Source organism: Brevibacterium sp. HMSC22B09 (assembly GCF_001806795.1).
Taxonomy (GTDB): Bacteria; Actinomycetota; Actinomycetes; order Actinomycetales; family Brevibacteriaceae; genus Brevibacterium; species Brevibacterium ravenspurgense.
The window spans coordinates 32,889-56,788 of the sequence record NZ_KV786010.1 but is presented as its reverse complement, the minus strand read 5'-3'; the positions used below and the strand labels follow the sequence as shown (position 1 = coordinate 56,788).

Here is a 23,900-nt window from a genome sequence, read left to right as displayed (position 1 = left end):
GCGGCTCCGTGCGCTTCTGCCTCTATATGTGCCCTAATCTGCAGAACCTACTGACACCTGTGGTTTGTTTCTTGCCAGCGCGGCTGTTGCATGGCTGCCTAAAATCCGCGCCCCACCCGTTAGCAGCAAATCCACGCTTTAGCCGCATCGAGACTCCGTTCAGAAACAGAAACACCCATTAGAAGTTGTTGCTAAGGCGAAGAATCCGGCTAAAGGGTGTCAGGTCGTCAGAAAGGGGACGTGAATGGATGCGCAAGATATCAGCGGGCAAGTTCTCAGCGGCAGAAGCGAACGCTGTCCTGAATCCGGGCAAACGTGAAGGCATCTTACAGTCGCCGCGAGCAGCAGTGACAGTCTCGAGGTCTCGAGGCGGCCTTATGTTCGCAACGCTGTTTTCGAGACTGTTGGTGTGCACAGATGATGCATCAGCGCAGTGAGCACACACGAGATGGCCTTCATTCTTGAGATGAATCTATTCTAGATGCGCTTCCGCCCTACTCCAGGACCGTCCTTAAACCGATGATCAACATGTACGCACCCACGGTGCTATGTGCAGCGGCACTCAAAGCTTCAGCGCATACTTATGCGGTCGATATTTCGCAGTCGCAGGGCCCCATAAATAGGTGCACGGCCAGGTCTATTCATTAAGGCGGCTAAACCGGTTGTGGTGTGGGAAAGAGCCAATGCTAATCACGTGTGCAGAGGCAGGGCTTCATCTGACAACAGTGAAGCTCCGCAATCACAAAGACCACACGTGGGAATTAAGAAGCACAACAAAGCGCCCCCGTGCACAATGCACGGGGCGCTTCAGTCAGAGTTGATCAGTGCGCGTGGTTGCCGCGATCGTACTCGTATACGAGTCCGATCAGCGATACCAGGCACAGCACGCCACCGAAGGGCATGATCCACCAGCCGACTGCAACCCCGAGGAAGCAGATGCCGATGCCTGCAGCCAGAGCCAAAGGCCACCAGCTCCACGGGCTGTAGAAGCCGTACTCGTAGGATTCATCGCTGATCTCGGCAGATTCGATGTCCTGCGGGTGCTTGCCCATCTTCTTGTCCTCCAAGAAGACGAACGCACCGATCATGAGCGACATCAGACCGACAAGCAAGATAGCTGGAAAGCCGACCAGTTCCTTGAAGTCCGTCAGGTAACCGTAGACGAACGCAACAGGAATGAAGAAGAAGATTCCTGCACTGAAAATCAGGCCCGAGATCCTCACTTGGTGCTCCTTTCGGGCAGCGAGTATGCGTCACTGGGGTGACCAGCCAGTTCCAGAAGTTCTGGGTGGTTCGCGTCGAATGCCGGGCGTTCCGAACGGATGCGGGGCAGCGACGTGAAGTTGTGACGCGGGGGCGGGCAGGAGGTTGCCCATTCGAGCGAACCGCCGTAGCCCCACGGGTCGTTCACAGTGACCTTAGGCGCCTTGCGTGCGGTGATCCATACGTTCCAGAACCAGGGGATCATGGAAGCTGCAAGGATGATCGTGCCGACGGTCGAAAGCTGGTTCTGCCAGGTGAAGTTGTCCTGCGGCAGGTAGTCAGGGTAACGACGCGGCATGCCCTCAACACCAAGCCAGTGCTGGATGAGGAAGGTGCCGTGGAAGCCGATGAACAGAATCCAGAAGTGGATCTTGCCGAGGGTTTCGTTGAGCATCTTGCCGGTGAACTTCGGCCACCAGAAGTAGAAACCTGCGAACATCGCGAAGACGACGGTACCGAAGATCACGTAGTGGAAGTGAGCCACAACGAAGTAGGTGTCTGACACCTGCTGATCCATAATCGGGCTTGCCAGGACGACGCCGGTGAGACCACCGAAGACGAAGCTGACAAGGAAGCCGATCGACCAGAGCATCGGCGTTTCGAAAGTCAGCGAACCGCGGAACATCGTAAAGATCCAGTTGAAGATCTTCACACCTGTCGGAACCGCGATGAGCATCGTCATGAACGCGAAGAACGGAAGCATGACTGCACCGGTGACGTACATGTGGTGAGCCCAAACGGTGACCGACAGGGCTGCAATCGCGATTGTCGCGTAGACAAGCATCTTGTAGCCGAAGATCGGCTTGCGGCTGAAGGTCGGGAAGATCTCAGACACGATGCCGAAGAACGGCAGTGCGATGACGTAGACCTCAGGGTGACCGAAGAACCAGAACAGGTGCTGGTAGAGAATCGGTCCGCCGTTTTCCGGGCTGAAGATGTGCGCGCCCAGAACACGGTCTGCAGCAACAGCGAACAGAGCGGCAGCCAGCGGCGGGAACGCCATCAGAACGAGAATACCGGTGATCAGAACATTCCAGGAGAACACCGACAGACGGAACATCGTCATACCCGGAGCGCGCATGGTGATCACGGTCGTAATGAAGTTCACGGAACCGAGGATCGTGCCGAAGCCCTGGAAAGCGATGCCGAGCGTCCACAGGTGACCGCCCAGTCCGGGGGTGAATGTCGTGTTGCTCAGCGGAGCGTAAGCCGTCCAACCGAACGATGCTGCACCCTGCGGAGTCAGGAACCCGGAGCAGGCGATGAGCGAACCGAAGAGGAACACCCAGAAAGCAAATGCGTTCAGTCGCGGGAATGCGACGTCGGGAGCACCGATCTGCAGCGGCATGATGACGTTGGCAAAACCGGCAAACAGCGGCGTTGCGAACATCAGCAGCATAAGCGTGCCGTGCATGGTGAACAGCTGGTTGTACTGTTCCTTCGTTTCGATGATCTGCATACCGGGTGCAAACAGCTCAAGACGGATGAGCACTGCCATAACACCGGCGATGCAGAAGAAGAGGAACGACGCGATCAGGTACATGTACCCGATGGTCTTGTGGTCGGTGGAGGTCAGCCAGTTGACGATGACCTTGCCCTTACTCACCGGAACCTTCGGTGCAGCACCGAGGTCGACGGGGCGATCAGCTACCGCCGTCATTTGTCAGCACCTTCTTTCTGGTATGGGTTGGAGTACCAGTGTGTGCGGTCGAATTCTTCGCCGAGTACACCGGTGTTGCCCTGTTCACGGAGCTCGTTGGTGTAGGCCAGGTATTCGTCCTTGGACACAACCTTGACGTTGAAAAGCATTTCGGAGTGGAACTCACCGCAGAGTTCAGCACACTTGCCGAGGTATTCGCCTTCCTTGAGGGCCTTGAGGTGGAGTGTTTCCACACGGCCGGGGGTCATGTCGCGCTTCTCGAGGAACGCAGGGACCCAGAAGGAGTGAATGACATCGCGCGAACGGAGCTGGATCTCAAGATCCGTGTTCGCCGGCAGGTACAGCGTCGGTGCTTCTTCACCGGGCTTTTCAGTACCGTCCAGGTTTACCTGAACACCTGCGTAGTGGACGTCCTGCGAGGTGTAGTTGAAGTCCCAAGCCCACTGCTTGCCGACAACCTCGATCTTCTCTTCGCCCGGCGTCTTGTCATTCGTGGTCTCGTCGAACAGCGCCATGTTGTGGAAGAAGAAGCCGACAACAAGGATGATCGGAATGACCGTGTACATGATCTCGACGGGCATGTTGTACTGCAGCTGCACCGGCAGTCCGCGATCGTTCTTACGACGGCGGTACGCGACGATGCAGAAGAGCATCAGACCCCATGTGATGGCGCCTACGGCTAGAGCAGCAATCCAGCCTCCGGTCCACAGTGCGGTGTACGCGTCTGTGTGGGACGTCGCGCCTTTCGAAGCGGCGGGCAGATAGCCCAGCTCCGGCGCACCGTTGGAGCAGCCGGCGAGGAGGGCAGAAGAAGCCAGGGCGCCTGCGACGCCCACCTTCTTCGCCCAGGCCTTCGGAGACCTGCGTGCTGACTGATTCGGAGAATCCACGTGCAGCCTTTCGGATACCTAACGGATGAATCCTGCGTGTTGGGCGGCGCTCATATGCGCGACGCCAACCGACGGAAGTCACCCAACTCTGACTTTGTCTTAACCACCCTACCGCTAACGGGGGTGAAATTTCATACTCACCTGCTCATTGCATGAGAAAATCCTGTGTGCGAAGACCACGAAGCCGCATTTCTACGGCTTTTGCGTACTCGAGCTCAGAGATTTCCGACACGCCGAGCGATTCTAAGTGTGGCGTCGACCACTGCGCATCGATGAGCCACTGCCCTTCCACACATCTGTCCTCCATGTGGCGAACGAGTCCGACGAGGGCCGCTTTGGAGGCATCGGTTTCCCTGTGGAACATGGACTCACCCGCAAATATGCTTCCCAGGTCAAGCCCGAACAGCCCGCCGATGAGTTCGCCATCGCGATCCCACACATCGACTGATTTCATCCATCCTGTTCTGGCCAACTCCGTGTACACGGCTTTTATGTCGTCGGTGATCCACACACCCGGGCGCGAGGGGTCGGCACACCCGACCAGGACGTCGTCGAACGCCTCGTTCCACGTAATGCGCATTCCCCGCATCGACTTGCGAAGGCTCTTAGAGACCTTGAGCTTGCCCGGCAGAAGCACACCGCGTGTTTTGGGCGACCACCAGCCGCAGCCGTCTGCGCCCTCATCGCCGAGTTCCATCGGAAACAGGCCGGCACGATAGGCAGAAACAATTCGGCCGATCTCCAGCTGCGGTGAAACAGCTGCGAGATCGGCCGGTTGCATTCCCATTGACGTGGGTGCGTCAGTGGAAAGAATCCCCGCAGGCACACGAGCCAGCGGCATTGGGGTTGTCGATCGTAAAGCCCTGCTTTTCGATGGTGTCCGAGAAGTCGATGGTGGATCCGTCGAGGTAGGGAACGCTCATGCGGTCGACGATGACCTCGACGCCGTCGAAATTGCGCACTGCGTCACCGTCGAGGACGCGCTCGTCAAAGTACAGCTGATAGATCAGGCCGGAGCACCCTCCAGGCTGGACAGCAACACGCAGGCGAAGGTCGTCGCGGCCTTCCTGCTCGAGGAGGCTGCGAACTTTGTCAGCTGCCGCTGAAGAAAGATCAACTCCGTGCGACGCCTGTTCTGTAACAGTCATATTCACTCCAATTCATCGGCAATGCCTACGGTACGTATGGAAACGGCTGGGGCAAGCATAGTATTCCCGGCCGACAACTCGGTTCAGGCCCGTTCGCCCAACCGCTTGAGCAGAAGAGCCTCGGACACAATAGCCCGCTTGAAATCAGGCAGGTAAAGACTTTCATTGGCACTGTGGGCGCGAGTGTCGGGGTCTTCAATGCCGGTAACGAGGATCGAGGCGTTCGGGAAGACCTCGAGCAGGTCCGCAATGAACGGGATGGAGCCGCCCAAGCCCATCTTCACCGCTTCCTCCCCGAAGCCATCGGTCAGCGCATCGAGTGCCTTGCCGAGAACCGGGTCAGATTCGTCCGCCTGCCAGGGGCTGCCGAACTCGAATGCGCCGAACTCGATCTGCGCGCCGAAGGCCACATGTTCTTCGAGGTGCTTGCGGAGCTTGTTAAGAGCAGCCTCAGGGTCTTGCCCCGGCGCCAAACGCATCGACACTTTCGCACCGGCGCGAGCGTGCAGAGTGTTCGAGGAATCAGCCACGCTCGGCATGTCCATCCCAATGACGGTAACTGCCGGCTGCGACCACAGACGCGAGGCGAGTGAGCCGCGCCCGATGAAGTCTGTCCCGGGCAGGACACCGGAATCGCGGCGCAGGTCTTCCTCACTGTATTCAACAGCGGCCTCTTCAGAGGCGACGAGCCCCTCGACCGCCGGCGAACCGTCCTCGTTGTGCAGGCTGGACAGCAGGCGGATGAGGGCGAGCGGTGCATCCGGCGCCACTCCCCCGTACATGCCGGAGTGAACAGAGTGCTTCATCGTCGTAACGGTGAACTCGAGCGACGCCATGCCGCGCAAGCTCGTGGTCAGTGCGGGTTTGCCCTCCGCCCAGTTGCCGGAGTCGGCAACGATGATGACATCAGCAGCCAGCTTGTCCCGGTAGCGCTCAATGAAGTCTCGGAAGCTGGGAGAGCCGGCTTCTTCTTCACCTTCAATGAACAGAGTCACACCGACATCCAGTTCGTCCGCCAGCAATCGCAGCGCAGTCAGGTGAACCAGGATGCCAGCTTTGTCATCTGCCGAACCACGACCGTAGGCGCGGTCACCCTTCACCGTCAGCTCAAACGGTTCGGTATCCCAGTCATCGCGACTGCCAGCGGGCTGTACGTCGTGATGCGCGTACAGCAGAACCGTGGGCTGCCCTTCCGGAGCCGCACGGCGAGCCACTACCGCTGGATACCCCTCACTGCCGTCCTGGTTGGCACCGCGCAGGATCTCGACGTTGTCAAAGCCGACTTCTTCGGCGAGCTCAGCTGTGAGCGCCGCTGAATCAGCTACGTGCTGAGGATCGACGTTCGGCCATGCGACCGACGGCACAGCGACGAGCTTGGTGAGGTTGTCAAGGACATCCGAGTAAATGGCGTCCAGCCGCTCGTGCAGAGCCTTGGACAGGGCAGTTCCGTGCTGTGAAGATTCAGAAATGGTCATGCTCCGATACTATTAGCGCCGTACAGCCACAGGAAGCAGCGCGCACAATACACGTGCGGAGAGCATTATCAGGAGACGAACCAGGCATGTCGGACAGGCCAGAATCCAACGAGCAGCACCGGGACCCCGAGGCGAAGAAGAACCGCCCCACACCGTCCCGTCGCCAGCAGGAACAGGCTCGCCGTCGCCCTCTCGTCCCCGAAGATCGTAAAACAGCCAAGGCTGAGGCCCGCGCCGAAATGCGCCGTGAGCGCAACTACATCCGCGAACGGATGATGGAAGGCGATGAGCGCTATCTCCCCGCCCGTGACGTCGGCCCCCAGCGCCGCTACATCCGCGACTATGTCGACGCCCGCTACTCCTTCGGCGAGCTGCTCATCCCCATCGCGCTTGTCATCCTGCTGGTGAGCCTGTTCATTCAAAACGTTCAGGTGCAGGCCTATTCGACATACGTCATCTATGTGCTTCTGGGCCTCGTGGTGCTTGATGGCTTCATCATGCACTTCACCCTGAAGAAGAAGATGTCGGACAAGTTCGGAGCCGAAAACCTGCAGCGCGGCAATACCTTCTATGCGATTATGCGGAGCATTCAGCTGCGCATGCTTCGCACTCCCCGCGCACTCGTCGGCCGGCGCGAATACCCCAACTGACAACCATGCCGGCTGCAGCTGACCCGCAGCTGCAGCCGGACATTCAGCGGCCGAGGATCTTCTGTGCAAGGCGCGGACCTTCGTAGATGAGGCCCGTGTACACCTGCACCAGATCTGCACCTGCCGCAATCCTGGCGAGGTAGTCAGCACGCGACTGCACTCCCCCAACAGAGATGACGGTCATGTCCTCCGCGACCCGCGAGCGGACCAAACGCAGAACTTCAAAGGACCGCGCGGCAGCCGGGGCTCCCGAGATCCCGCCTGCTTCCGCCTCGGCAAGTTCGCGATCCGCACCGGTGAGTACCGAACGGTCCAGAACAGTGTTGGTGCAGATAATCCCATCTAAGCCGACCTCCGATGCGAGATCGCAGACAGCCAGAACATCGTCATCGGCAAGGTCCGGTGCGATCTTGACCAGCACTGGAACATGACCGAGCGTCGAACGCACATCAGATGAGCCAACCGCCCGTGTTTCTTCCAGAACCGCAGTGAGGATCGGGCGAAGCGCCTCGACCGTCTGCAGATCCCGCAGTCCCGGCGTGTTGGGTGAGGAGACATTGATCACGAGGTAGTCGGCGTACTTCGCAAGACGCGACGCCGACACCCGGTAATCATCAGCCGCCTGCTCCAAGGGAACAGTTTTCGTCTTGCCGATGTTGACCCCGATGATGGGACGGCGATCTTCAGGAAGCTCAGCAATCTGCTGGCGCGCACGCTGCAGATTGCGCTCCGCCTGCTCAGAACCGTCGTTGTTGAAGCCCATGCGGTTGAGAACGCCCTCCGACTGGGCCAGGCGGAACAGCCGCTTCTTCGGATTGCCGGGCTGGCCCTCAGCGGTGACAGTGCCCACCTCAATGTGGCCGAAGCCCAGCCGGGACATCGCCCGGACGCCCACGCCGTTCTTGTCGAACCCGGCGGCCAGCCCCAGACGATTGGGGAACGTCAAGCCCATGACGGTGGCCGGTTTCGGTCGCACACCGAACAGGGAGCCGATGAGATCTCCGCCCCCGGGAAGAGAATCAAGTAGGTTAAGAAGTGAGAAGCTCGCGCTGTGCGCCAGCTCCGCGTCAGAGCGGACAAGAACTGAGCGGTAGAGGGCTTTGTACATAAAGCTATCTTTACCGCCTGGCACGCGCGGGAACAAATGACAGCAGAAGAAAGGTTTCGCATGACCCAGTCGATTCCATCCGCAGCAGGACGCACCGCGGCCGCGCACAAGGCCAAGGCCGATGTGCTTGTGGTCGGGCTGACCGCTGAAGGCACCGTTCTAGCAGAAGACCTCAAGCCCGCTCTCGCCAAGGACCTCGAGAAGGCCGCCGTCAGCGTCGACGCGTCCGGCCGACTCGACTCAACGGCGCGGGTGCCCGCACCCGCTGGATTCGCGGCAGGTTCTGTCGTCCTGGCCGGACTTGGGGAATTCTCTCCGGCTGACCTGACTGAACCGACCAAGGCAGATGCAGCCCTCGATGCTCTGCGCCGCGCTGCCGGTTCAGCTCTGCGCAGCATCACGAAGGCCCGTTCGGTCGCGTTGGCTCTCCCCAGCCCCGACGCCGCGGCTGCCGAAGCGATCGCAACCGGTGCCGTGCTCGGCGCCTACCGCTACGGTGCCTACCGTTCCGAAGACAAGGCGAAGACCCTTGCTGCCGGCATTGAAGTGCTCACGGCGAAATCCAACCTCAAGGCTGTTGAGCGCGGTGCCGTCATCGCTCGCGGCACCTGCGGTGCACGCGACTTCGTCAACCAGCCGCCGCTTGACCTTTACCCGGAAACGTTCGCCGCTGAGGTCGTAAAGCAGGCGAAGGCCGAAAAGATCAAGGCAACCGTTTGGGATCCAGCGAAACTCGAAGCCGAGGGCTTCGGCGGACTCATCGGAGTTGGCCGCGGTTCAAAGCGCGGACCCCGCCTGGTGAAGCTCGAGTACGCACCCCGCCGTGCTTCGAAGCACCTGGCCCTGGTCGGCAAGGGAATCACCTTCGACAGCGGCGGCATTTCCCTGAAGCCCGCTGCAAGTATGGAGGACATGAAGTCTGACATGGGCGGCGCCGCAGCCGCAGCTCAGGCCATCATCACGATCGCCCGCCTGCATCTGCCGGTCAAGGTCACCGCCTGGCTCGCCATGGCTGAAAACATGCCCGGTGCTGACGCACAGCGACCCAGCGACGTCATCACCATCTACGGCGGCAAGACCGTCGAGGTGACCAACACCGACGCAGAAGGCCGTCTGGTGCTGGCCGATGCCCTTGTTGCAGCAGGCAAGGAGAACCCGGACCTCATCATCGACATCGCGACCCTCACCGGCGCGCAGATCGTCGCCCTGGGCAACCGCACCTCGGGTGTTATGGGCCGGACGAACGCCCGCAACGCCGTAGTCCTCGCCTCCGAGAAGACCGGCGAGGCCATGTGGCCGATGCCCTTCCCGGAAGAGCTTCTGAGCTACTTCGATTCGGAAACCGCTGACATCAAGAACTCCGGCAAGCGCCCCGGAGGCATGCTCAGCGCCGGCGTCTTCCTGCAGGAATTCGTCGCAGACGAACAGGATTGGGCACACATCGACATCGCCGGACCGTCGTTCAACTCGGAATCACCTTGGGGCTACACCCCAGCCGAAGGCACCGGCGTTCCGGTTCGCACACTCGTCCAGGTGGCCGAAAACCTCGCCTGATCGCACCCGCCCCCGGTTTGACAGTGGTCACACTGCCGAGCCGGGGCGGGACTTTATCGGAATTAAGTGAAAAGATAGGACTAGCCGCCACAGCGGTCCTCAACCGACCATTTTGCTAGGAGCACATTTCGTGAGCGATTCGCAAAACAACTACGACCTCATCGTTCTCGGCGGTGGCACAGCCGGCTACGCCGCGGCACTCCGCGCGACGCAGCTTGACATGAAGGTCGCTCTCATTGAGCGCGACAAGGTCGGAGGCACCTGCCTTCACCGCGGCTGCGTCCCCACCAAGGCACTCCTCCACGTTGCCGAAGTCGCAGACTCGACACGCGAAGCCAGCGTGTTCGGCATCGATGCCACCCTCAACAACATCAACGTCGAAGACGTGCTGAAGTTCAAGAGCGGCATCACCGACAAGAACCACAAGGGCTTGCAGGGCCTCATCAAAATGGCCGGCATCGACACCGTCATCGGCGAAGGCAAGCTGACCGGCAAGGACACCGTCACCGTCTCCACCGACGAAGGCGATGTCGAACTGACGGGCAAGAACATTGTCCTGGCCACCGGTTCGACTTCCCGCACACTCGGCATCGAGATCGGCGGCAACGTGCTCACCAGCACCGAAGCTCTCAACCTCGACCGCGTTCCCAAGTCCGCAATCGTGCTCGGCGGCGGCGTCATCGGCGTTGAGTTCGCAAGCATTTGGAACTCCTTCGGATCCGACGTCACAATCGTCGAAGGACTGCCGAACCTCGTGGCCAACGAAGACGCATCCGTTTCCAAGGGCCTCGAGCGCGCATTCAAGAAGCGCAAGATCAAGCAGAAGCTCGGCGTGTTCTTCAAGGAAGTCGAGCAGACCTCCGACGGCGTCAAGGTGTCCCTCGAAGACGGCACTGAACTCGAAGCCGAGGTTCTGCTCGTGGCTGTCGGCCGCGGTCCCGTGACCGAAGGCTTCGGCTTCGAAGAGCAGGGAGTGAAGCTCGACCGCGGTTTCGTCACCACGAACGATCGCCTGCACACCGGTGTCGGCAACATCTACGCCGCCGGCGACATCGTGCCCGGCCTGCAGCTTGCACACCGCTCCTTCGCGCACGGTATCTTCATTGCCGAAGAGATCGCGGGCAAGAACCCGGCACCCCTGGATGAAACCGGCGTTCCGCGCATCACCTACTGCGACCCGGAGATCTTCTCCGTCGGCCTCACGGAAAAGAAGGCTGCTGAGAAGTACGGCGAAGACAAGATCGAAAAGGTCGAATTCCCGCTGGCCGGCAACGCCAAGTCCGCCATCCTCAACACGCAGGGATTCATCAAGATCATCCGCGAAAAGGACGGCCCGATTGTCGGCGTTCACGGACTCGGCGCTCGCCTGTCCGAACAGGCCGGCGAAGCCCAGCTCATCGTGAACTGGGAGGCCTTCCCCGAAGAGGTCGCATCGCTCATCCACGGACACCCCACCCAGAACGAAGCCATCGGCGAAGCAGCGCTGGCGCTTGCCGGCAAGCCGCTGCACTTCCGCTGATCGAGCCATAGGGAGACTGACACAATGGCCAACACCGTAAAGATGCCCGCTCTCGGCGAATCGGTGACGGAAGGCACCGTCACCCGCTGGCTGAAGGAAGTCGGCGACACCGTCGAGGTCGACGAACCGCTTCTCGAAGTGTCGACTGACAAGGTCGACACCGAAATCCCCAGCCCGTACTCCGGCGTTCTGCAGGAGATCCTGGCTGAAGAAGACGACGACGTCGAGGTCGGCGGCGACCTCGCTGTCATCGGCGACGGAGAAGGCTCCGGCGACTCCGCTGAAGACGACTCCGCTGGCGAAGAAGAAGCCGAAGAACCAGATGCCGAAGAGCCAGAGGCGGACGAAGAGCCCGAAGACGACGCAGCCGAAGAAGAGGACGAAGCTCCCGCTGCGAAGTCGGACGACAAGCCCTCCGGCGGTTCCGGTGAATCGCAGGAAGTCACCATGCCGGCTCTCGGCGAATCGGTGACGGAGGGCACCGTCACCCGCTGGCTGAAGGAAGTCGGCGACACCGTCGAGGTCGACGAACCGCTTCTCGAAGTGTCGACTGACAAGGTCGACACCGAAATCCCCAGCCCTGTCGCAGGCACCGTGCTTGAACTGCTTGCTGAAGAAGACGACGACGTTGAAGTCGGCGCACCCCTGGCGCGCATCGGCGACGGCGACGCTTCGGCTTCGGGTGACAAGCAGGACGACGCTGACGATGCCGACCAGGCTGAAGACTCGGCTGACAACGCTGACGATGCTGACCAGGCTGAAGACTCGGCTGACGAAGCTGACAACGCTGACGAAGCCGATGTCGAAGAAGAAGCCATCGACGAGTCCGAAAAGGACCTGTCGAAGGAAGAGCCCAAGAAGGCACCTGCCTCTGAGTCGACAGCATCGGATGACGAAGCCCAGACCGCTGCTGCCAAGCAGGCTGCAGGCGAATCGAGCAGCGCACCCAGCCGCTCCGCCGAGTCTGCTTCTTCGGCCGCACAGACCGTGACCTCCGGCCAGGCGCCCTACGTCACGCCGCTGGTGCGCAAGCTTGCACGCGAAAAGGGCGTTGACCTTTCGACCGTGCGCGGAACGGGAGTCGGCGGTCGCATCCGCAAGCAGGATGTCCTTGCCGCACAGAGCACCGCCAGTGCATCTGCCCCGGAGGCATCCGCACCCGCCGGCCGCGAACCTTTCGTCATCGAGGTTTCGGAAGAAGCCAAGAAGCTTCGCGGCACCACGCAGAAGGCGTCGCGCATTCGCCGCACCATTGCACAGCGCATGCGCGAATCGCTGCAGAACTCCGCTCAGCTCACCCAGGTGACCGAAGTCGACATGACTGCTGTTTCGGCTCTGCGCAAGGCCAAGAAGGAAGAATTCCAGCAGAAGCACGGCGTTAAGCTGACGTACCTGCCGTTCTTCGCCAAGGCCGTAGCAGAAGCCCTGCAGGCGTACCCGCGTGTCAACGCCACGTTCGATGTCGAGGCTGGAGAGATCTCCTACCCCGACTCTGAGAACCTCGGCATTGCGGTCGACACCGAACGCGGTCTGCTGGTTCCGGTCGTCAAGAACGCCGGCGACCTTTCGATCGCAGGCCTGGCCAAGGCAATCGACGACGTCGCGTCCAAGACTCGCGATGGCAAGATCAGCCCTGACCTGCTGTCGGGCGGCACGTTCACCATCACGAACATCGGTTCGTTCGGTGCTCTGTTCGACACGCCGATCATCAACCACCCCGAGGTCGGCATCCTGGGCACCGGTGCTATCAAGCGCCGCCCGCAGGTTGTCACAACCGAAGACGGCTCCGAGGCAATCGCTATTCGCGACATGGCCTACCTTCCGCTGACCTACAACCACGAACTGGTTGACGGTGCGGACGCCGGTCGTTTCCTCAAGGCCATCAAGAACCGCCTTGAGAACGGTTCGTTCGAGGCCGATCTCGACCTCTGATCGATCCTGATCGAACCTGAATAGAAGCGCCCGCGGAGAAGTCCGCGGGCGCTTCTGCTTGGCGGGCACCTGGCTGGCGGCTTAAGACTCAGTTCTCGTGAAGTTCCTCCGTGCGGCTCACCTTCCATTTGCCTTCGTGCTTTTCCAAACTCACCCGGATCCGCGCTTCGGGAACAGGCGCTCCGCCGACCTCGGCAGAGACAACAGCCCGGACAGTCGCAGTCTCTGCGGTGCTGTCCTCAACTTCGCACTCTGTGACGTTCATCGTGACGTTCATGGGCTGAGCGGGTTTGTCTTCTGATTCCGCATCGGCTTTCGCAGCGTTTGATCCTGGCACTGTAAGGCCTGCGAGGTCGGCTGGCTTGCCGCCGGCGAACGCAGCTGCCCGCGCCTGTGTCAGGTCTTTGAAGCCCTCACAGGGCCCACTGCTGTCTGGAGCAGCATCCGAGGTGTCTTCCGGCTCGCCGCTTTGCTCTGCCGGCACGGAGGGCTCATCCTCCGCTTTAGGGCTGCGCGGCTCTTCGCCATGCTTCCCCTGGTCAACCGCCGCTGTCGGTTCGGTCTGATCCGGCTGCGCACCACCGATGATGAGCGCAATGCCGGCAGTCACTGTCGCCAGCGCTGCAGCACCGATAACACCGGCACGCACACCTCTGCGGATCTTTCCACCCGGGGCAGCCGCGGTGGGTTCTTTTCTTTTCGGACCGGATCGCTTTGCTGTCTTCTCCGGTTTCCGGGCTCCACGACGAGGTGCCTGTGATCCTCGATTCTTGCGCGCGCGTTCTGTGTCCCCTCGGAGGGCTGCTATCGCGGTGTCGCCAATCCCCTGTTCAGCTTTCTCCTCAGCGCCTGTCTTCGGGCCCGTCTGCTCCGGGACGTTATTCACAGCCGCTGTGACCGGGCGCAGTCCAGCGGTCGGTGGATCATTGACTGGAACTCCAGGTTCGCCCGGATAAAAGGGCAGCCGCTCTGCCCCTCGGTATCTGCGCACTGCCTCAAGAAGATCTCCTCTGGGAAGATCACCTGTTTCGCCGTCCAGCAACAGCGCATCAATGAGATCGACAAGTTCCGTGGGCAGGTTGTTGTCGCGATTCTTCAAAGGCACAGCAGTTTCAGTGAAAGTCACGCCCTGCGCGGCAGCGTACAGAAGTTCGCCCAGCTCCCGAGCTTCTGATTCCTCCCCTGGAACCTCGATGCCCGGCAATGCGCAGACGGAACCGTCATCGGCAAGCGCCAGGCTTGCCCGCGAAATCGGGATCGAGCCATCGGTCCCGCCTGTGGCCTCAATCGTGCCGCGCAGAAGACACACGAGCTCTTCCGCTCCCAGAGGTGCCAGACCGAGAAGCGCGTCCTCGAGCATGCCGCCTCGACATCTGGGAATGAGCAGCCCCGCAACCGGCTCCATGTCAGGGCCCAGAACCGAAACCGGCCTCCCGGCACCAGCGGCCGTGTCTGCTGCACACACGAACCATTTGACCTCGTGGGCGTTGAACACGCGCCACAGTCCGGGACGGACCTCGGCATCGTAGATCCATTCGCACACCTGCATATCAGCCTCCTTAGGCAGAAATTCGACCACGTCGGCAGACGGACCGAAACCCCCAAACCGCAATCTGTGGATAACTGTTGCGGTGCTTTTGCCGCTTGGGCCCTCGTCGGCATATGGTCATGGAATGGCTTGGGACATCGAACATCTGGGTTTTGCACCCGAATTCGTTGACTACAGAGAAGCGCTGGAAGTCCAAAGGCGGACGCACGCTGATGTTGTCGACGGCAAGAAGAACTCCACTTTCCTCGTGCTGGAACACTCCCCCGTCTACACAGCGGGCAAACGCACTGAAGACCACGAACGCCCCCGCGACGGCACGGAAGTCATCGACATCGACCGAGGCGGAAAGATCACCTGGCACGGTCCGGGGCAGCTGGTCATCTACCCCATCTACCGCCTGAATGACCAAAAAGAGGTCCGCCTTTTCGTCGACCAGATCGAAAAAGCGGGAATCGAACTGCTCGCCGAGTACGGAATCACCGCGCAGCAGGTTGAGGGCCGATCCGGTGTGTGGATCACCGAGGGCCCGGGACCGGACAGGAAGATCCTCGCGATCGGCATCCGCATTCACAACGGCGTGTCGATGCACGGCCTGGCTTTGAACTGCTCGAACGAGCTCGCCGGCTTTGAAAACATCGTCCCCTGCGGCATTTCTGACGCCGCGACCACTAGCATTTCCATCGAAACCGGCACCCAAACAACTCCGGAACAGGCTGCCCAGCGCCTGCTGGAGCTGCTGGACAAGCACATCACCGCCTGATCCCCACGAAAGGCCATGACATGACAATCGCCCCGGAAGGACGCAAGCTGCTGCGAGTGGAAGCTCGCAATTCGCAGACTCCCATTGAAGACAAGCCGAAGTGGATCAAAGCGAAAGCCAAGATCGGCCCCGAGTTCTCGGAACTGAAATCGCTTGTCCGCACGGCCGGTCTCAACACCGTGTGTGAGGAAGCGGGCTGCCCCAACATCTTTGAATGCTGGGAGGACCGCGAGGCCACGTTCCTCATCGGCGGTGAGCAGTGCACCCGCCGCTGCGACTTCTGCCAGATCGACACCGGCAAACCCGCAGACTTCGACGCTGATGAACCCCGTCGCGTCGCTGAGTCCGTGAAGACCATGGGTCTGCGCTATTCGACCATCACGGGTGTTGCTCGCGATGACCTTGATGACGGCGGCGCGTGGCTGTACGCGGAAACGGTCCGCCTCATCCACGAAATCGACCACGGTGACGGTCACGGCACTGGTGTCGAGCTGCTCATCCCCGACTTCAACTCTGACGATGACCAGCTGGCCGAGGTCTTTTCGTCACGTCCCGAAGTGCTGGCACACAACATTGAGACGGTGCCGCGCATCTTCAAGCGCATCCGCCCCGGTTTCCGCTACGAGCGCTCGCTGTCGGTCATCACGAAGGCCCGCGAGGCCGGCCTGGTCACAAAGTCCAACCTCATCTTGGGCATGGGCGAAACGAACGACGAAGTGGTCGAAGCGATGAAGGATCTCCACGAAGCCGGCTGCGACCTGCTGACGATCACGCAGTACCTGCGCCCCAGCGCCCTGCACCACCCCATCGACCGGTGGGTCAAACCGCAGGACTTCGTTGAGCTGCGCGACATCGGCGAAGAAATCGGCTTTGCCGGAGTCATGTCCGGTCCGCTGGTCCGTTCGTCCTACCGTGCCGGTCGTCTGTGGGCTCAGGCCATGCGCCGTCGCAGTCAGGAAATCCCCGCTCACCTGGCTCACCTTGACAACGAAGCTCCCGCCCGTCAGGAAGCTCAGGCGGTGGTGGATACTTTCGGCCCGGGCGACGAGGTAAAATTCTCCTGACCAATCATTGGTTGATCATTTTTCGCAAGCAAACAGAAAAGCAGAATGTCTCAGACTGAAGAACCACGCCGCCGCGGACTTTTCCGCCGGCGTCCCAAGGACCCTTCGAAGCCCGGTCGCATCGGCCAGATGCGTCAGGTCTTCAAACTTGCCCGCAAACACTTCCCCGCTGTTCCGTGGCTTATGCTCGCCGCGATTCTGGGCTTGGGCGGCATCGGCTTCATCGTGGGCTTCTTCCTGCTGCCGCCGGTGTGGCTGTGGACCATCATCGGCCTGTTGGGCGGTCTGACGCTGGCGATCTTCATTCTCGGCCGCTACGCCGAGACCGCGGCCTTTGCAGAAATGAAGGACCAGCCCGGCGCTTACGGCGCGGTGCTCAACACGGTCCGCCGCAGCTGGCTTGCCGACGACCAGCCGGTCGCCGGTGACCCGCGCACCAAAGACCTGGTGTTCCGCGCCACCGGCCGAGGTGGGGTCGTGCTGGTTTCGGAAGGTCCGGCTGGCCGTGTGTCGAAGTTGCTGGCCAAGGAGCAGAAGCGCCACGAGCGCATTCTGCCTTCCGTTCCCGTGCACGTCATCCAGGGCGGTGAGGGCAAGAACCAGGTTCCCATGAACCGACTGGTCTCGACCGTGTACAAACTGCCGAAGAAGCTGACGAAGGCCGAAGTGCTTCAGGTGCGCAAACGTCTTGCGGCTCTGGGCACCATGTCGACGAACCAGCCGATTCCCAAGGGCATGGATCCCAACCGCGCACGTCCCAACCGCCGCGCACTGCGGGGACGCTGATCTCAAACACAAGAAGCGCCGACCACGTTGGTCGGCGCTTCTTGTGTTCTGAAGAAATCCACACCGGCTGCCGTCGGCTTCCCAGTGGCTGCACGTTCGGCTGAACGATCATCGCTCGGCAGGCAAAGCAGTTTGTGCGACATGCCCGAGCGAGTGGTCGGCTATGTCAGTCAGAGCCGCACAACGGCGGTGTCGGCCGCGAGGTCGTGCAGGCCGCGGTTGTCGGGGTTGTACAGAAGACCGGGGATGATGAGCAGCTGCAGTGCGATTCGAACGAGCAGCCGCAGGGGGTTGGGGCGGCGTCCGTGGCGATTGATGATGCGCACTCCACAGATCCGCTGGCCGATGGTGTAGCCCAGCAGCGACTGCAGCAACAGGGATTCGATGACGAAGATCAGGTGGGGCGCGAACATGAAATCAGGCGCCAGCCAGCGAGCAATCAGGGCGCACAGTGCCCAGTCGATGAAGAGGCTTCCGACCCTGCGGATCAAAGACGCTGTTGATCCCGGACCGGTTTCGGGAAGGCCTAGGCGCTGCCCCGCGTAGGTTCCCTCTTCGAGTTTCGGCCCCTGGAGCCACGAACCTAAACTGTCTCTGTCGAACACGGAAACGAGTGTAGCCGCTAAGATGAAAACACCGGCGGCCAGTACCGCACCGTCGCGACGACTCAATACAGGAGAAAAGTTGTTTTCCACCGCAAGCGAGCTCGTTTCGTATATTCGCGACAACGAGATCGATTTCGTCGACATCCGATTCTGCGATCTTCCCGGAGTAGTTCAGCACTTCAATCTTCCCGGCAAGGCCTACACGGAAGAAGTGATTGAAGAGGGCCTGCTCTTCGACGGTTCGTCCATCCGCGGCTTCCAGTCGATTCACGAATCCGACATGAAGCTCATCCCGGACGTGACGAGCGCTTACATCGATCCGTTCCGCAAGGCAAAAACCCTCGTGGTCATCCACTCGATTGTGGATCCGTTCACGAACGAACCGTACTCGCGTGACCCCCGCCAGGTAGCGGCAAAGGCCGAGGCGTACCTGAAGTCGACCGGCATCGCTGACACCGCCTTCATAGGCGCCGAAGCCGAGTTCTACCTCTTCGACTCAATCCGCTACGACAATTCAGCCCGCACCAGCTTCTACGAGATCGACTCCCTGGAAGCCGCGTGGAACACCGGTGTTGCTGAAGACGGCCACAACCTCGGCTACAAGACGCCCTACACCAGCGGCTACTTCCCCGTTCCCCCGCGCGATAAGTTCGCAGACATCCGCGACGAAATGTCGCTGACTCTCGAACAGATCGGCTTCGAAATGGAGCGTGCTCACCACGAAACCGCGACGGCTGGCCAGCAGGAGATCAACTACAAGTTCGACACCCTGCAGAAGGCCGGCGACCAGCTGCTGGACTTCAAGTACGTCATCAAGAACGTTGCTGCGGCCAACAACAAGACCGCCACGTTCATGCCGCGCCCGCTTCTGGGCGATGCCGGTGCCGGTATGCACTGCCACCAGTCGCTGTGGAAGGACGGCAAGCCGCTGTTCTACGACGAAACCGGATACGCGGGCCTGTCGGACCTTGCGCGCTGGTACATCGGCGGCCTCATTGAACACGCCGGCGCTGTTCTTGCGTTCACCAACCCGACCATGAACTCCTACCGTCGTCTGGTTCGCGGTTTCGAGGCGCCGATCAACCTGGTCTACTCGGCTCGCAACCGTTCGGCTGCCATCCGCATTCCGATCACCGGTACGTCGCCGAAGGCCAAGCGCCTGGAGTTCCGCGCACCCGACCCATCGGGCAACCCGTACCTGTCCTTCTCCGCTCAGCTCATGGCCGGCCTCGACGGAATCAAGAACCGCATCGAACCGCCGGAGCCGATCGACAAGGACCTCTACGAGCTTCCGCCGGAAGAAACCGAGAACATCAAGATGGTTCCGAACTCGCTCGAAGGCGCCCTCGAAGCTCTCGCGGAAGACCACGAGTTCCTCATGGAAGGCGATGTCTTCACCCAGGACCTCATCGAAACCTGGATCAACTACAAGTACGAAAACGAAATCGACGTTGCACGTCTGCGTCCGACGCCGACGGACTTCGAACTGTACTTTGATCTCTGATCGTCGCCTGTGATGTGAATGGCCCGGCATATGCCGGGCCATTCGCGTTTTGTCAGACGGGGCTGGTGCAGCTGAGCGTGTACCTCAGTCGGTGGGGTCGTCTCCGTAGAAGATGACTTCCATTGTCGAACGCGCCCAGCGGGTGACCCGCAGATAGTCATCGACCAGCAGCTGCGCGCTTCCCTGCGGATAGCCCATGAGCCTGGCCGCGGCTTCGAGTTCGCGGATATCGCTGGGCAGACTGTCGCTGGGTTTGCCCCTGTAGAGCGTGATGGCGTTGCGTACTTCGGTGGCCATGAGCCAGGCGGTGCGCAGCACCTCGTGATCGGTCGCCGACACAAGCCCCTCATCACGTGCAGCGGCCAGGGCGGGCAGCGTCGAGGTTGTGCGCAGCCCGGGGTATTCGGCGGCGTGCTGCAGCTGCAGCAGCTGCACAGTCCACTCGACATCGCTCAGCCCGCCGGTTCCCAATTTCACGTGCTGACGGCGATCAGCACCGCGCGGGAGTCGTTCGTCTTCCATCCGCGCTTTGAGCCGACGCACCTGCATGATGGAGCGCACCGGGAGAATCTGCGGATAGCGCAGAGGGTTGATCATGTCGACGTAGTCGCTCATGAGGTCGTTGTCACCGGCTATCGGGCGGGCACGCAGGAGCGCTTGTGCTTCCCACGGTTCGCTCCACGCTTCGTAATAGCGCCGATAGGACTCAAGCGTTCGGACATAGGGTCCGCTGCGGCCTTCAGGACGCAGATCGGCATCGAGTTCAATGGCTGGGTCCTGCTGTGCGCTTTTCAGCGCCGAGGTCACGTCGAGAGCGACGCGACGGGCGTGTTTGGCCAAAGCCTCGCGGTCGTCATCGCCCATGGTGTGTGCGGGACGGTAGACAAAGCACACGTCGGCATCAGAGAACACCCCGATCTCGCGGCCGCCCAGGCGTCCCATCGCGATGATCGCAAAATCGTAGTCATAGATTCTGTGCTCAGTGTCCAGGTCACGCCGCACTGACAGAAGTGCTGCGTCAATGGCTGTGCTCATCACGTCAGACAGGGCCTGTGGGACAGCGCTGCGGGGAATGACCTCGAGAATGTCGGCGAGGATGATCCTGAGCTTTTCGCGTCCGTAGACGGCGCGCACGCCTTCCACTCCCCTGCCTCGGCCGACCAGTTCAGACATTTCCTGGCGCAGCGAGTCCAGCGGGGTCGGCTGCAGCATGTCCTGATCAGCAAGCCAGCGCACTGACCCGTGGTAGTGCATGATGTGCGATGCCGCGTACTGCGACAGTGACAGCACCCGGGCAAGCGCTTCTGCGCCCTGCCCGGAGTCACGCAGCAGCTTGAGGTACCACGTTGATGAGCTCAGCTTTTCCGACAGCCTGCGGTAGGCAAGCAGACCGGCATCGGGATCAACACCCTCCGACAGCCAGCCGAGCATGGCCGGCAGCACTTGTCGATGCACGCGCGAAGCACGGCTGACGCCGGCTGAAAGGTCGTGGATATGCCGCATGGCTGAGTGCGGGTCGACGAAGCCGAAGGCGCGCAGGCGGCTTTCCGCGGCTTTTGCCGGCAGCGAGGTCACTGCGCCGGTCCCGACGGCCGCGTCGAGGATCGGACGGTAGAAAATCTGTTCGTGAAGAGCGCGTACGCGACGGGAATAGTCGTCGCGTTCACGTTTGAGCCGTACTTCTGTCCGGTCACCGGTCGGGTAGACCATGCGCGCCAGTTCGCGGAGTGCTTCTGGTTTGTCAGGCAGAACTGCAGCACGGCGCATGCGCGGAATCTGCAGGCGGTGTTCGACAACCCGCAGGAATGAGTAGGCCTCTTCCATCAGCGCGGCATCGTCCCCAGACAAATAGCCGCCCCGTTCAAGGCTGCGCAGGGCCTCGAGGGTGTTCGGTTCGCGGATGTCGTGGTCTTCCGTTCCGTGCACCAGCTGAAGCAGCTGGGCGGAGAATTCGACATCGCGGAGCCCGCCGGGCCCCAGTTTCAGCTGCCGGTCGGCTTCATCGCGGTCGATGAGATCGACAACTCTGCGTCGCATAGCCCGTACTTCCGGGATGAAGTCGTCCCGGTGGGCGGCGGTCCACACCTGGGGCAGACACGCCTCCGCCCACTGCTGTCCGAGTTCTTCGGATCCGGCGACGGGACGGGCTTTGAAAAGAGCCTGGAACTCCCAGTTTTCTGCGATGTCGCTGTAATAGCCTGCAAACTCGTCGACAGTGCGCACAAGCGCTCCCGCTTTGCCCTCCGGCCGAAGAGCTGCGTCGACTTCCCACAGGGCGGGTTCTGCTCCAGCAGCTGAAATGAGGTCGATGATCTGCAGGGCCGCTGCCGAGGCGCAGCTGCGGGCGCGTTCTGCCTGTTCGCCGTCCGCTGTGGTTTCCGGGCTGAAGGCGAAGACCACGTCAACATCGGATACGTAGTTGAGTTCGCGGGCGCCGCATTTGCCCATGGCGATAACAGCAAGTTCAGCGCACCCGTCGGGTATTGAATCCCCCGCGGCGAGGTCGTGTGCCGCCATGAGGGCACCCTCAGCCATTTCCGTCAGGGTCCGGCTGACAGTGTCGAAGTCTGCGGTCGGTTCGTGACTGCCGAGGTCTGCGGCTGTCAGCTGGATGAGTTCGTCCCGGTACGCTCGGCGCAGGGCGATTCGGCCGTCTTCGATTGAGAGCAGCTGACCGTCGGCGTCGTACACCGAACGGGCAATGCGCTTACGCGCCTTTCTCCTGCGCTTTGAACGCAAGAAGTCTTCGTCTTCGGCCAGCAGCCGCAGCGACTCAGGCCACCGCACAATGTGGTCAATGCAGGCCTCAGAACTCCCGGCCAACCGAACAAGTCGGTCGAGCAGATGCTGAGAATCCTGCACGAGCCCACCGAGGTCGACCTCGGCTGCCGCTGCCGCCTCGGCGACCCGCACCAAGCCCAGCGAAACAGAACCGGGGTCACCGGTGAACCGGGCGAATTCCCTAATCGCCGATTCGTGCGCTTCCAAACCGGTCAGTTCGCAGAACTGGCCAAGGAAGCGCTCAAAGCGCGAGTCGAATTTACCGCGCTGCGTGCGTGTCGGGTCCTGCCGCCGGCTGAGATCGAACCTGCGAATCATGTTTGGGTGTAGAGCCCATCGAGTTCATAGGCGGTCACCTGCGCGCGGTAGTCTCTCCATTCCCGCGCTTTGTCACGCAGGTAGAAGTCGAATACCTCTTCGCCCAGAGTGTCAGCGACGAGTTCGCTGTTCTCCATGCAGCGAAGAGCTTCCGACAGGCTCGCAGGCAGCGGTTCAATGCCCATGGCGCTGCGCTCGCGTCGACTGAGATCCCACACGTCGTCTTCGACTTCCGGAGGCAACTCCATGCCCTCCTCAATGCCTTTCAGTCCCGCGGCCAGCAGCACCGAGTAGGCCAGGTAGGGATTGGCGCAGGAGTCCATACCGCGGTACTCGATCCGAGCAGACGATTCCTTGCCGGACTTGTACTGCGGCACCCGTACAAGTGCAGTGCCCGTGCGACCCCAGCTGATGTAGGACGGGGCTTCGTGCCCGGTCCACAGGCGCTTGTAGGAGTTGACGTACTGGTTGGTGACCGCCGCGATCTCAGGGGCGTGGTGCAGCAGGCCTGCCGCGAACTGCCGGCCGGTGGTCGACAGCTGGTATTCGGCGCCGGCCTCAAAGAACGCGTTGTCTTCACCTTCGAACAGCGACAGGTGCGTGTGCATCCCGTTGCCCGGATGCTCGGCCAGGGGCTTGGGCATAAACGTGGCGTGCACGCCCTGGGAAATCGCGACTTCTTTCACAACCGCCTTAAAGGTCATGACGTTGTCGGCCATAGTCATCGCGTCCGCATAGCGCAGATCGATTTCGTTCTGCCCGGGGCCGGCTTCGTGATGCGAGAACTCGACGGAAATGCCCATGGATTCCAACATCTGCACTGCACTGCGCCGGAAGTCGTTCGCGGTGCCGCCGTTGACGTGATCGAAGTATCCGGCGTCGTCGACCGGCACAGGAGGTTTGCCGTCCAGTTCGGCCGAACGGAACAGGTAGAACTCCATTTCCGGGTGCACGATGAAGGTGAAGCCGCGCTCGCGCGCCTTCGCCAGGGTGCGGGCCAGAATATTGCGCGGATAAGAAGCGGCAGGTTCACCATCGGGAGTCAGCACATCGCAGAACATCCGACCGGTCGGCTCGACCTCACCTCGCCATGGCAGGAGCGAATACGTCGACGAGTCTGGGCGCAGAACCATGTCGTCTTCGATGACCCTCGAAAAGCCTTCGAGCGCCGAACCGTCGAAGCCGATGCCCTCGGTGAATGCTCCGTCAAGTTCGTCGGGAACAATCGCAACGGACTTCAAGCGGCCCATGATGTCGGGAAACCACAGACGCACAAACCGCACGTCACGGTCATCGACATCGCGCAGAACCGCTTCCTGCTGTTTGGTCAGCCC

The 23,900-nt window shown here is 61.1% G+C and carries 19 protein-coding genes; 8 read left to right on the top strand and 11 right to left on the bottom strand.

The window, feature by feature from the left end; translation table 11 throughout:
* Nucleotides 1-821: 821 nt before the first annotated feature.
* From HMPREF3087_RS04975 to HMPREF3087_RS04950, 6 genes are all read right to left on the bottom strand, one after another.
* The gene (locus HMPREF3087_RS04975; RefSeq protein ID WP_019174961.1) at nt 822-1,223 is read right to left on the bottom strand and encodes a cytochrome c oxidase subunit 4; all 402 of its coding nucleotides are present in this window, start codon (nt 1,221-1,223) and stop codon (nt 822-824) included.
* Nucleotides 1,220-2,923 carry an aa3-type cytochrome oxidase subunit I gene (gene ctaD, locus HMPREF3087_RS04970; RefSeq protein WP_062021495.1) on the bottom strand — a complete coding sequence of 568 codons (1,704 nt, stop codon included), beginning with the start codon at nt 2,921-2,923 and terminating at the stop codon, nt 1,220-1,222. Before ctaD ends, HMPREF3087_RS04975 begins: the two co-directional genes overlap by 4 nt.
* The gene (gene coxB, locus HMPREF3087_RS04965; protein ID WP_062021498.1) at nt 2,920-3,813 is read right to left on the bottom strand and encodes an aa3-type cytochrome oxidase subunit II; all 894 of its coding nucleotides are present in this window, start codon (nt 3,811-3,813) and stop codon (nt 2,920-2,922) included. The genes ctaD and coxB overlap by 4 nt, the downstream gene beginning before the upstream one ends.
* Nucleotides 3,814-3,958: 145 nt before the next feature.
* A complete protein-coding gene (aat, locus tag HMPREF3087_RS04960) occupies nt 3,959-4,600 on the bottom strand; it encodes a leucyl/phenylalanyl-tRNA--protein transferase (RefSeq protein WP_256173042.1) in 642 nt (213 codons plus the stop codon).
* Nucleotides 4,601-4,613: 13 nt separating this feature from the next.
* The gene (locus HMPREF3087_RS04955; RefSeq protein ID WP_019174957.1) at nt 4,614-4,961 is read right to left on the bottom strand and encodes a HesB/IscA family protein; all 348 of its coding nucleotides are present in this window, start codon (nt 4,959-4,961) and stop codon (nt 4,614-4,616) included.
* A gap of 83 nt (nt 4,962-5,044) precedes the next feature.
* The gene (locus HMPREF3087_RS04950) at nt 5,045-6,436 is read right to left on the bottom strand and encodes a dipeptidase (protein WP_070428299.1); all 1,392 of its coding nucleotides are present in this window, start codon (nt 6,434-6,436) and stop codon (nt 5,045-5,047) included.
* A gap of 86 nt (nt 6,437-6,522) precedes the next feature.
* Between HMPREF3087_RS04950 and HMPREF3087_RS04945 the strand changes: the two genes are divergently transcribed.
* Nucleotides 6,523-7,086 carry a DUF3043 domain-containing protein gene (locus tag HMPREF3087_RS04945; RefSeq protein WP_070428298.1) on the top strand — a complete coding sequence of 188 codons (564 nt, stop codon included), beginning with the start codon at nt 6,523-6,525 and terminating at the stop codon, nt 7,084-7,086.
* Between the two features lie 43 nt (nt 7,087-7,129).
* Here the strand turns inward: HMPREF3087_RS04945 and HMPREF3087_RS04940 are convergent, their stop codons facing one another.
* Entirely contained in the window at nt 7,130-8,194 is a 1,065-nt protein-coding gene (locus tag HMPREF3087_RS04940) for a quinone-dependent dihydroorotate dehydrogenase (protein ID WP_070428297.1), read from the bottom strand.
* Between the two features lie 60 nt (nt 8,195-8,254).
* Between HMPREF3087_RS04940 and HMPREF3087_RS04935 the strand changes: the two genes are divergently transcribed.
* The 3 genes from HMPREF3087_RS04935 to sucB all read left to right on the top strand — a co-directional run bounded on the left by HMPREF3087_RS04935 (nt 8,255) and on the right by sucB (nt 13,199).
* Nucleotides 8,255-9,748: a leucyl aminopeptidase gene (locus tag HMPREF3087_RS04935; RefSeq protein WP_070428296.1), complete on the top strand. Its 1,494-nt coding sequence runs from the start codon at nt 8,255-8,257 to the stop codon at nt 9,746-9,748.
* Between the two features lie 130 nt (nt 9,749-9,878).
* Nucleotides 9,879-11,267: a dihydrolipoyl dehydrogenase gene (gene lpdA / locus HMPREF3087_RS04930; RefSeq protein WP_070428295.1), complete on the top strand. Its 1,389-nt coding sequence runs from the start codon at nt 9,879-9,881 to the stop codon at nt 11,265-11,267.
* A gap of 24 nt (nt 11,268-11,291) precedes the next feature.
* Complete coding sequence (gene sucB, locus HMPREF3087_RS04925) at nt 11,292-13,199, top strand: 2-oxoglutarate dehydrogenase, E2 component, dihydrolipoamide succinyltransferase (protein ID WP_070428294.1); 1,908 nt, start codon at nt 11,292-11,294, stop codon at nt 13,197-13,199.
* An 88-nt stretch (nt 13,200-13,287) separates the two neighbouring features.
* Here the strand turns inward: sucB and HMPREF3087_RS04920 are convergent, their stop codons facing one another.
* Nucleotides 13,288-14,748: a hypothetical protein gene (locus HMPREF3087_RS04920; protein ID WP_070428293.1), complete on the bottom strand. Its 1,461-nt coding sequence runs from the start codon at nt 14,746-14,748 to the stop codon at nt 13,288-13,290.
* A gap of 124 nt (nt 14,749-14,872) precedes the next feature.
* Between HMPREF3087_RS04920 and lipB the strand changes: the two genes are divergently transcribed.
* The 3 genes from lipB to HMPREF3087_RS04905 are packed head-to-tail and all read left to right on the top strand — an operon-like array spanning nt 14,873 to nt 17,358.
* Nucleotides 14,873-15,508 (top strand): lipoyl(octanoyl) transferase LipB, encoded by a 636-nt coding sequence (lipB, locus tag HMPREF3087_RS04915; protein ID WP_070428292.1) that lies wholly within the window; start codon nt 14,873-14,875, stop codon nt 15,506-15,508.
* Between the two features lie 20 nt (nt 15,509-15,528).
* Nucleotides 15,529-16,572, top strand: coding sequence for a lipoyl synthase (gene lipA / locus HMPREF3087_RS04910; protein WP_070428291.1), 1,044 nt, complete (start codon nt 15,529-15,531; stop codon nt 16,570-16,572).
* A gap of 45 nt (nt 16,573-16,617) precedes the next feature.
* Nucleotides 16,618-17,358 (top strand): DUF4191 domain-containing protein, encoded by a 741-nt coding sequence (locus HMPREF3087_RS04905; RefSeq protein ID WP_070428290.1) that lies wholly within the window; start codon nt 16,618-16,620, stop codon nt 17,356-17,358.
* A 170-nt stretch (nt 17,359-17,528) separates the two neighbouring features.
* Here HMPREF3087_RS04905 and HMPREF3087_RS04900 read toward each other — a convergent pair whose 3' ends face one another.
* Nucleotides 17,529-17,963 (bottom strand): RDD family protein, encoded by a 435-nt coding sequence (locus tag HMPREF3087_RS04900; RefSeq protein WP_070428320.1) that lies wholly within the window; start codon nt 17,961-17,963, stop codon nt 17,529-17,531.
* A gap of 79 nt (nt 17,964-18,042) precedes the next feature.
* Here HMPREF3087_RS04900 and glnA point away from each other — a divergent pair, with 79 nt between their 5' ends.
* Nucleotides 18,043-19,467: a type I glutamate--ammonia ligase gene (gene glnA, locus HMPREF3087_RS04895; protein ID WP_070428289.1), complete on the top strand. Its 1,425-nt coding sequence runs from the start codon at nt 18,043-18,045 to the stop codon at nt 19,465-19,467.
* Between the two features lie 84 nt (nt 19,468-19,551).
* Here glnA and HMPREF3087_RS04890 read toward each other — a convergent pair whose 3' ends face one another.
* Complete coding sequence (locus HMPREF3087_RS04890) at nt 19,552-22,566, bottom strand: bifunctional [glutamine synthetase] adenylyltransferase/[glutamine synthetase]-adenylyl-L-tyrosine phosphorylase (protein WP_070428288.1); 3,015 nt, start codon at nt 22,564-22,566, stop codon at nt 19,552-19,554.
* Nucleotides 22,563-23,897, bottom strand: coding sequence for a glutamine synthetase family protein (locus HMPREF3087_RS04885; RefSeq protein WP_062022298.1), 1,335 nt, complete (start codon nt 23,895-23,897; stop codon nt 22,563-22,565). Before HMPREF3087_RS04885 ends, HMPREF3087_RS04890 begins: the two co-directional genes overlap by 4 nt.
* Nucleotides 23,898-23,900: the final 3 nt, after the last annotated feature.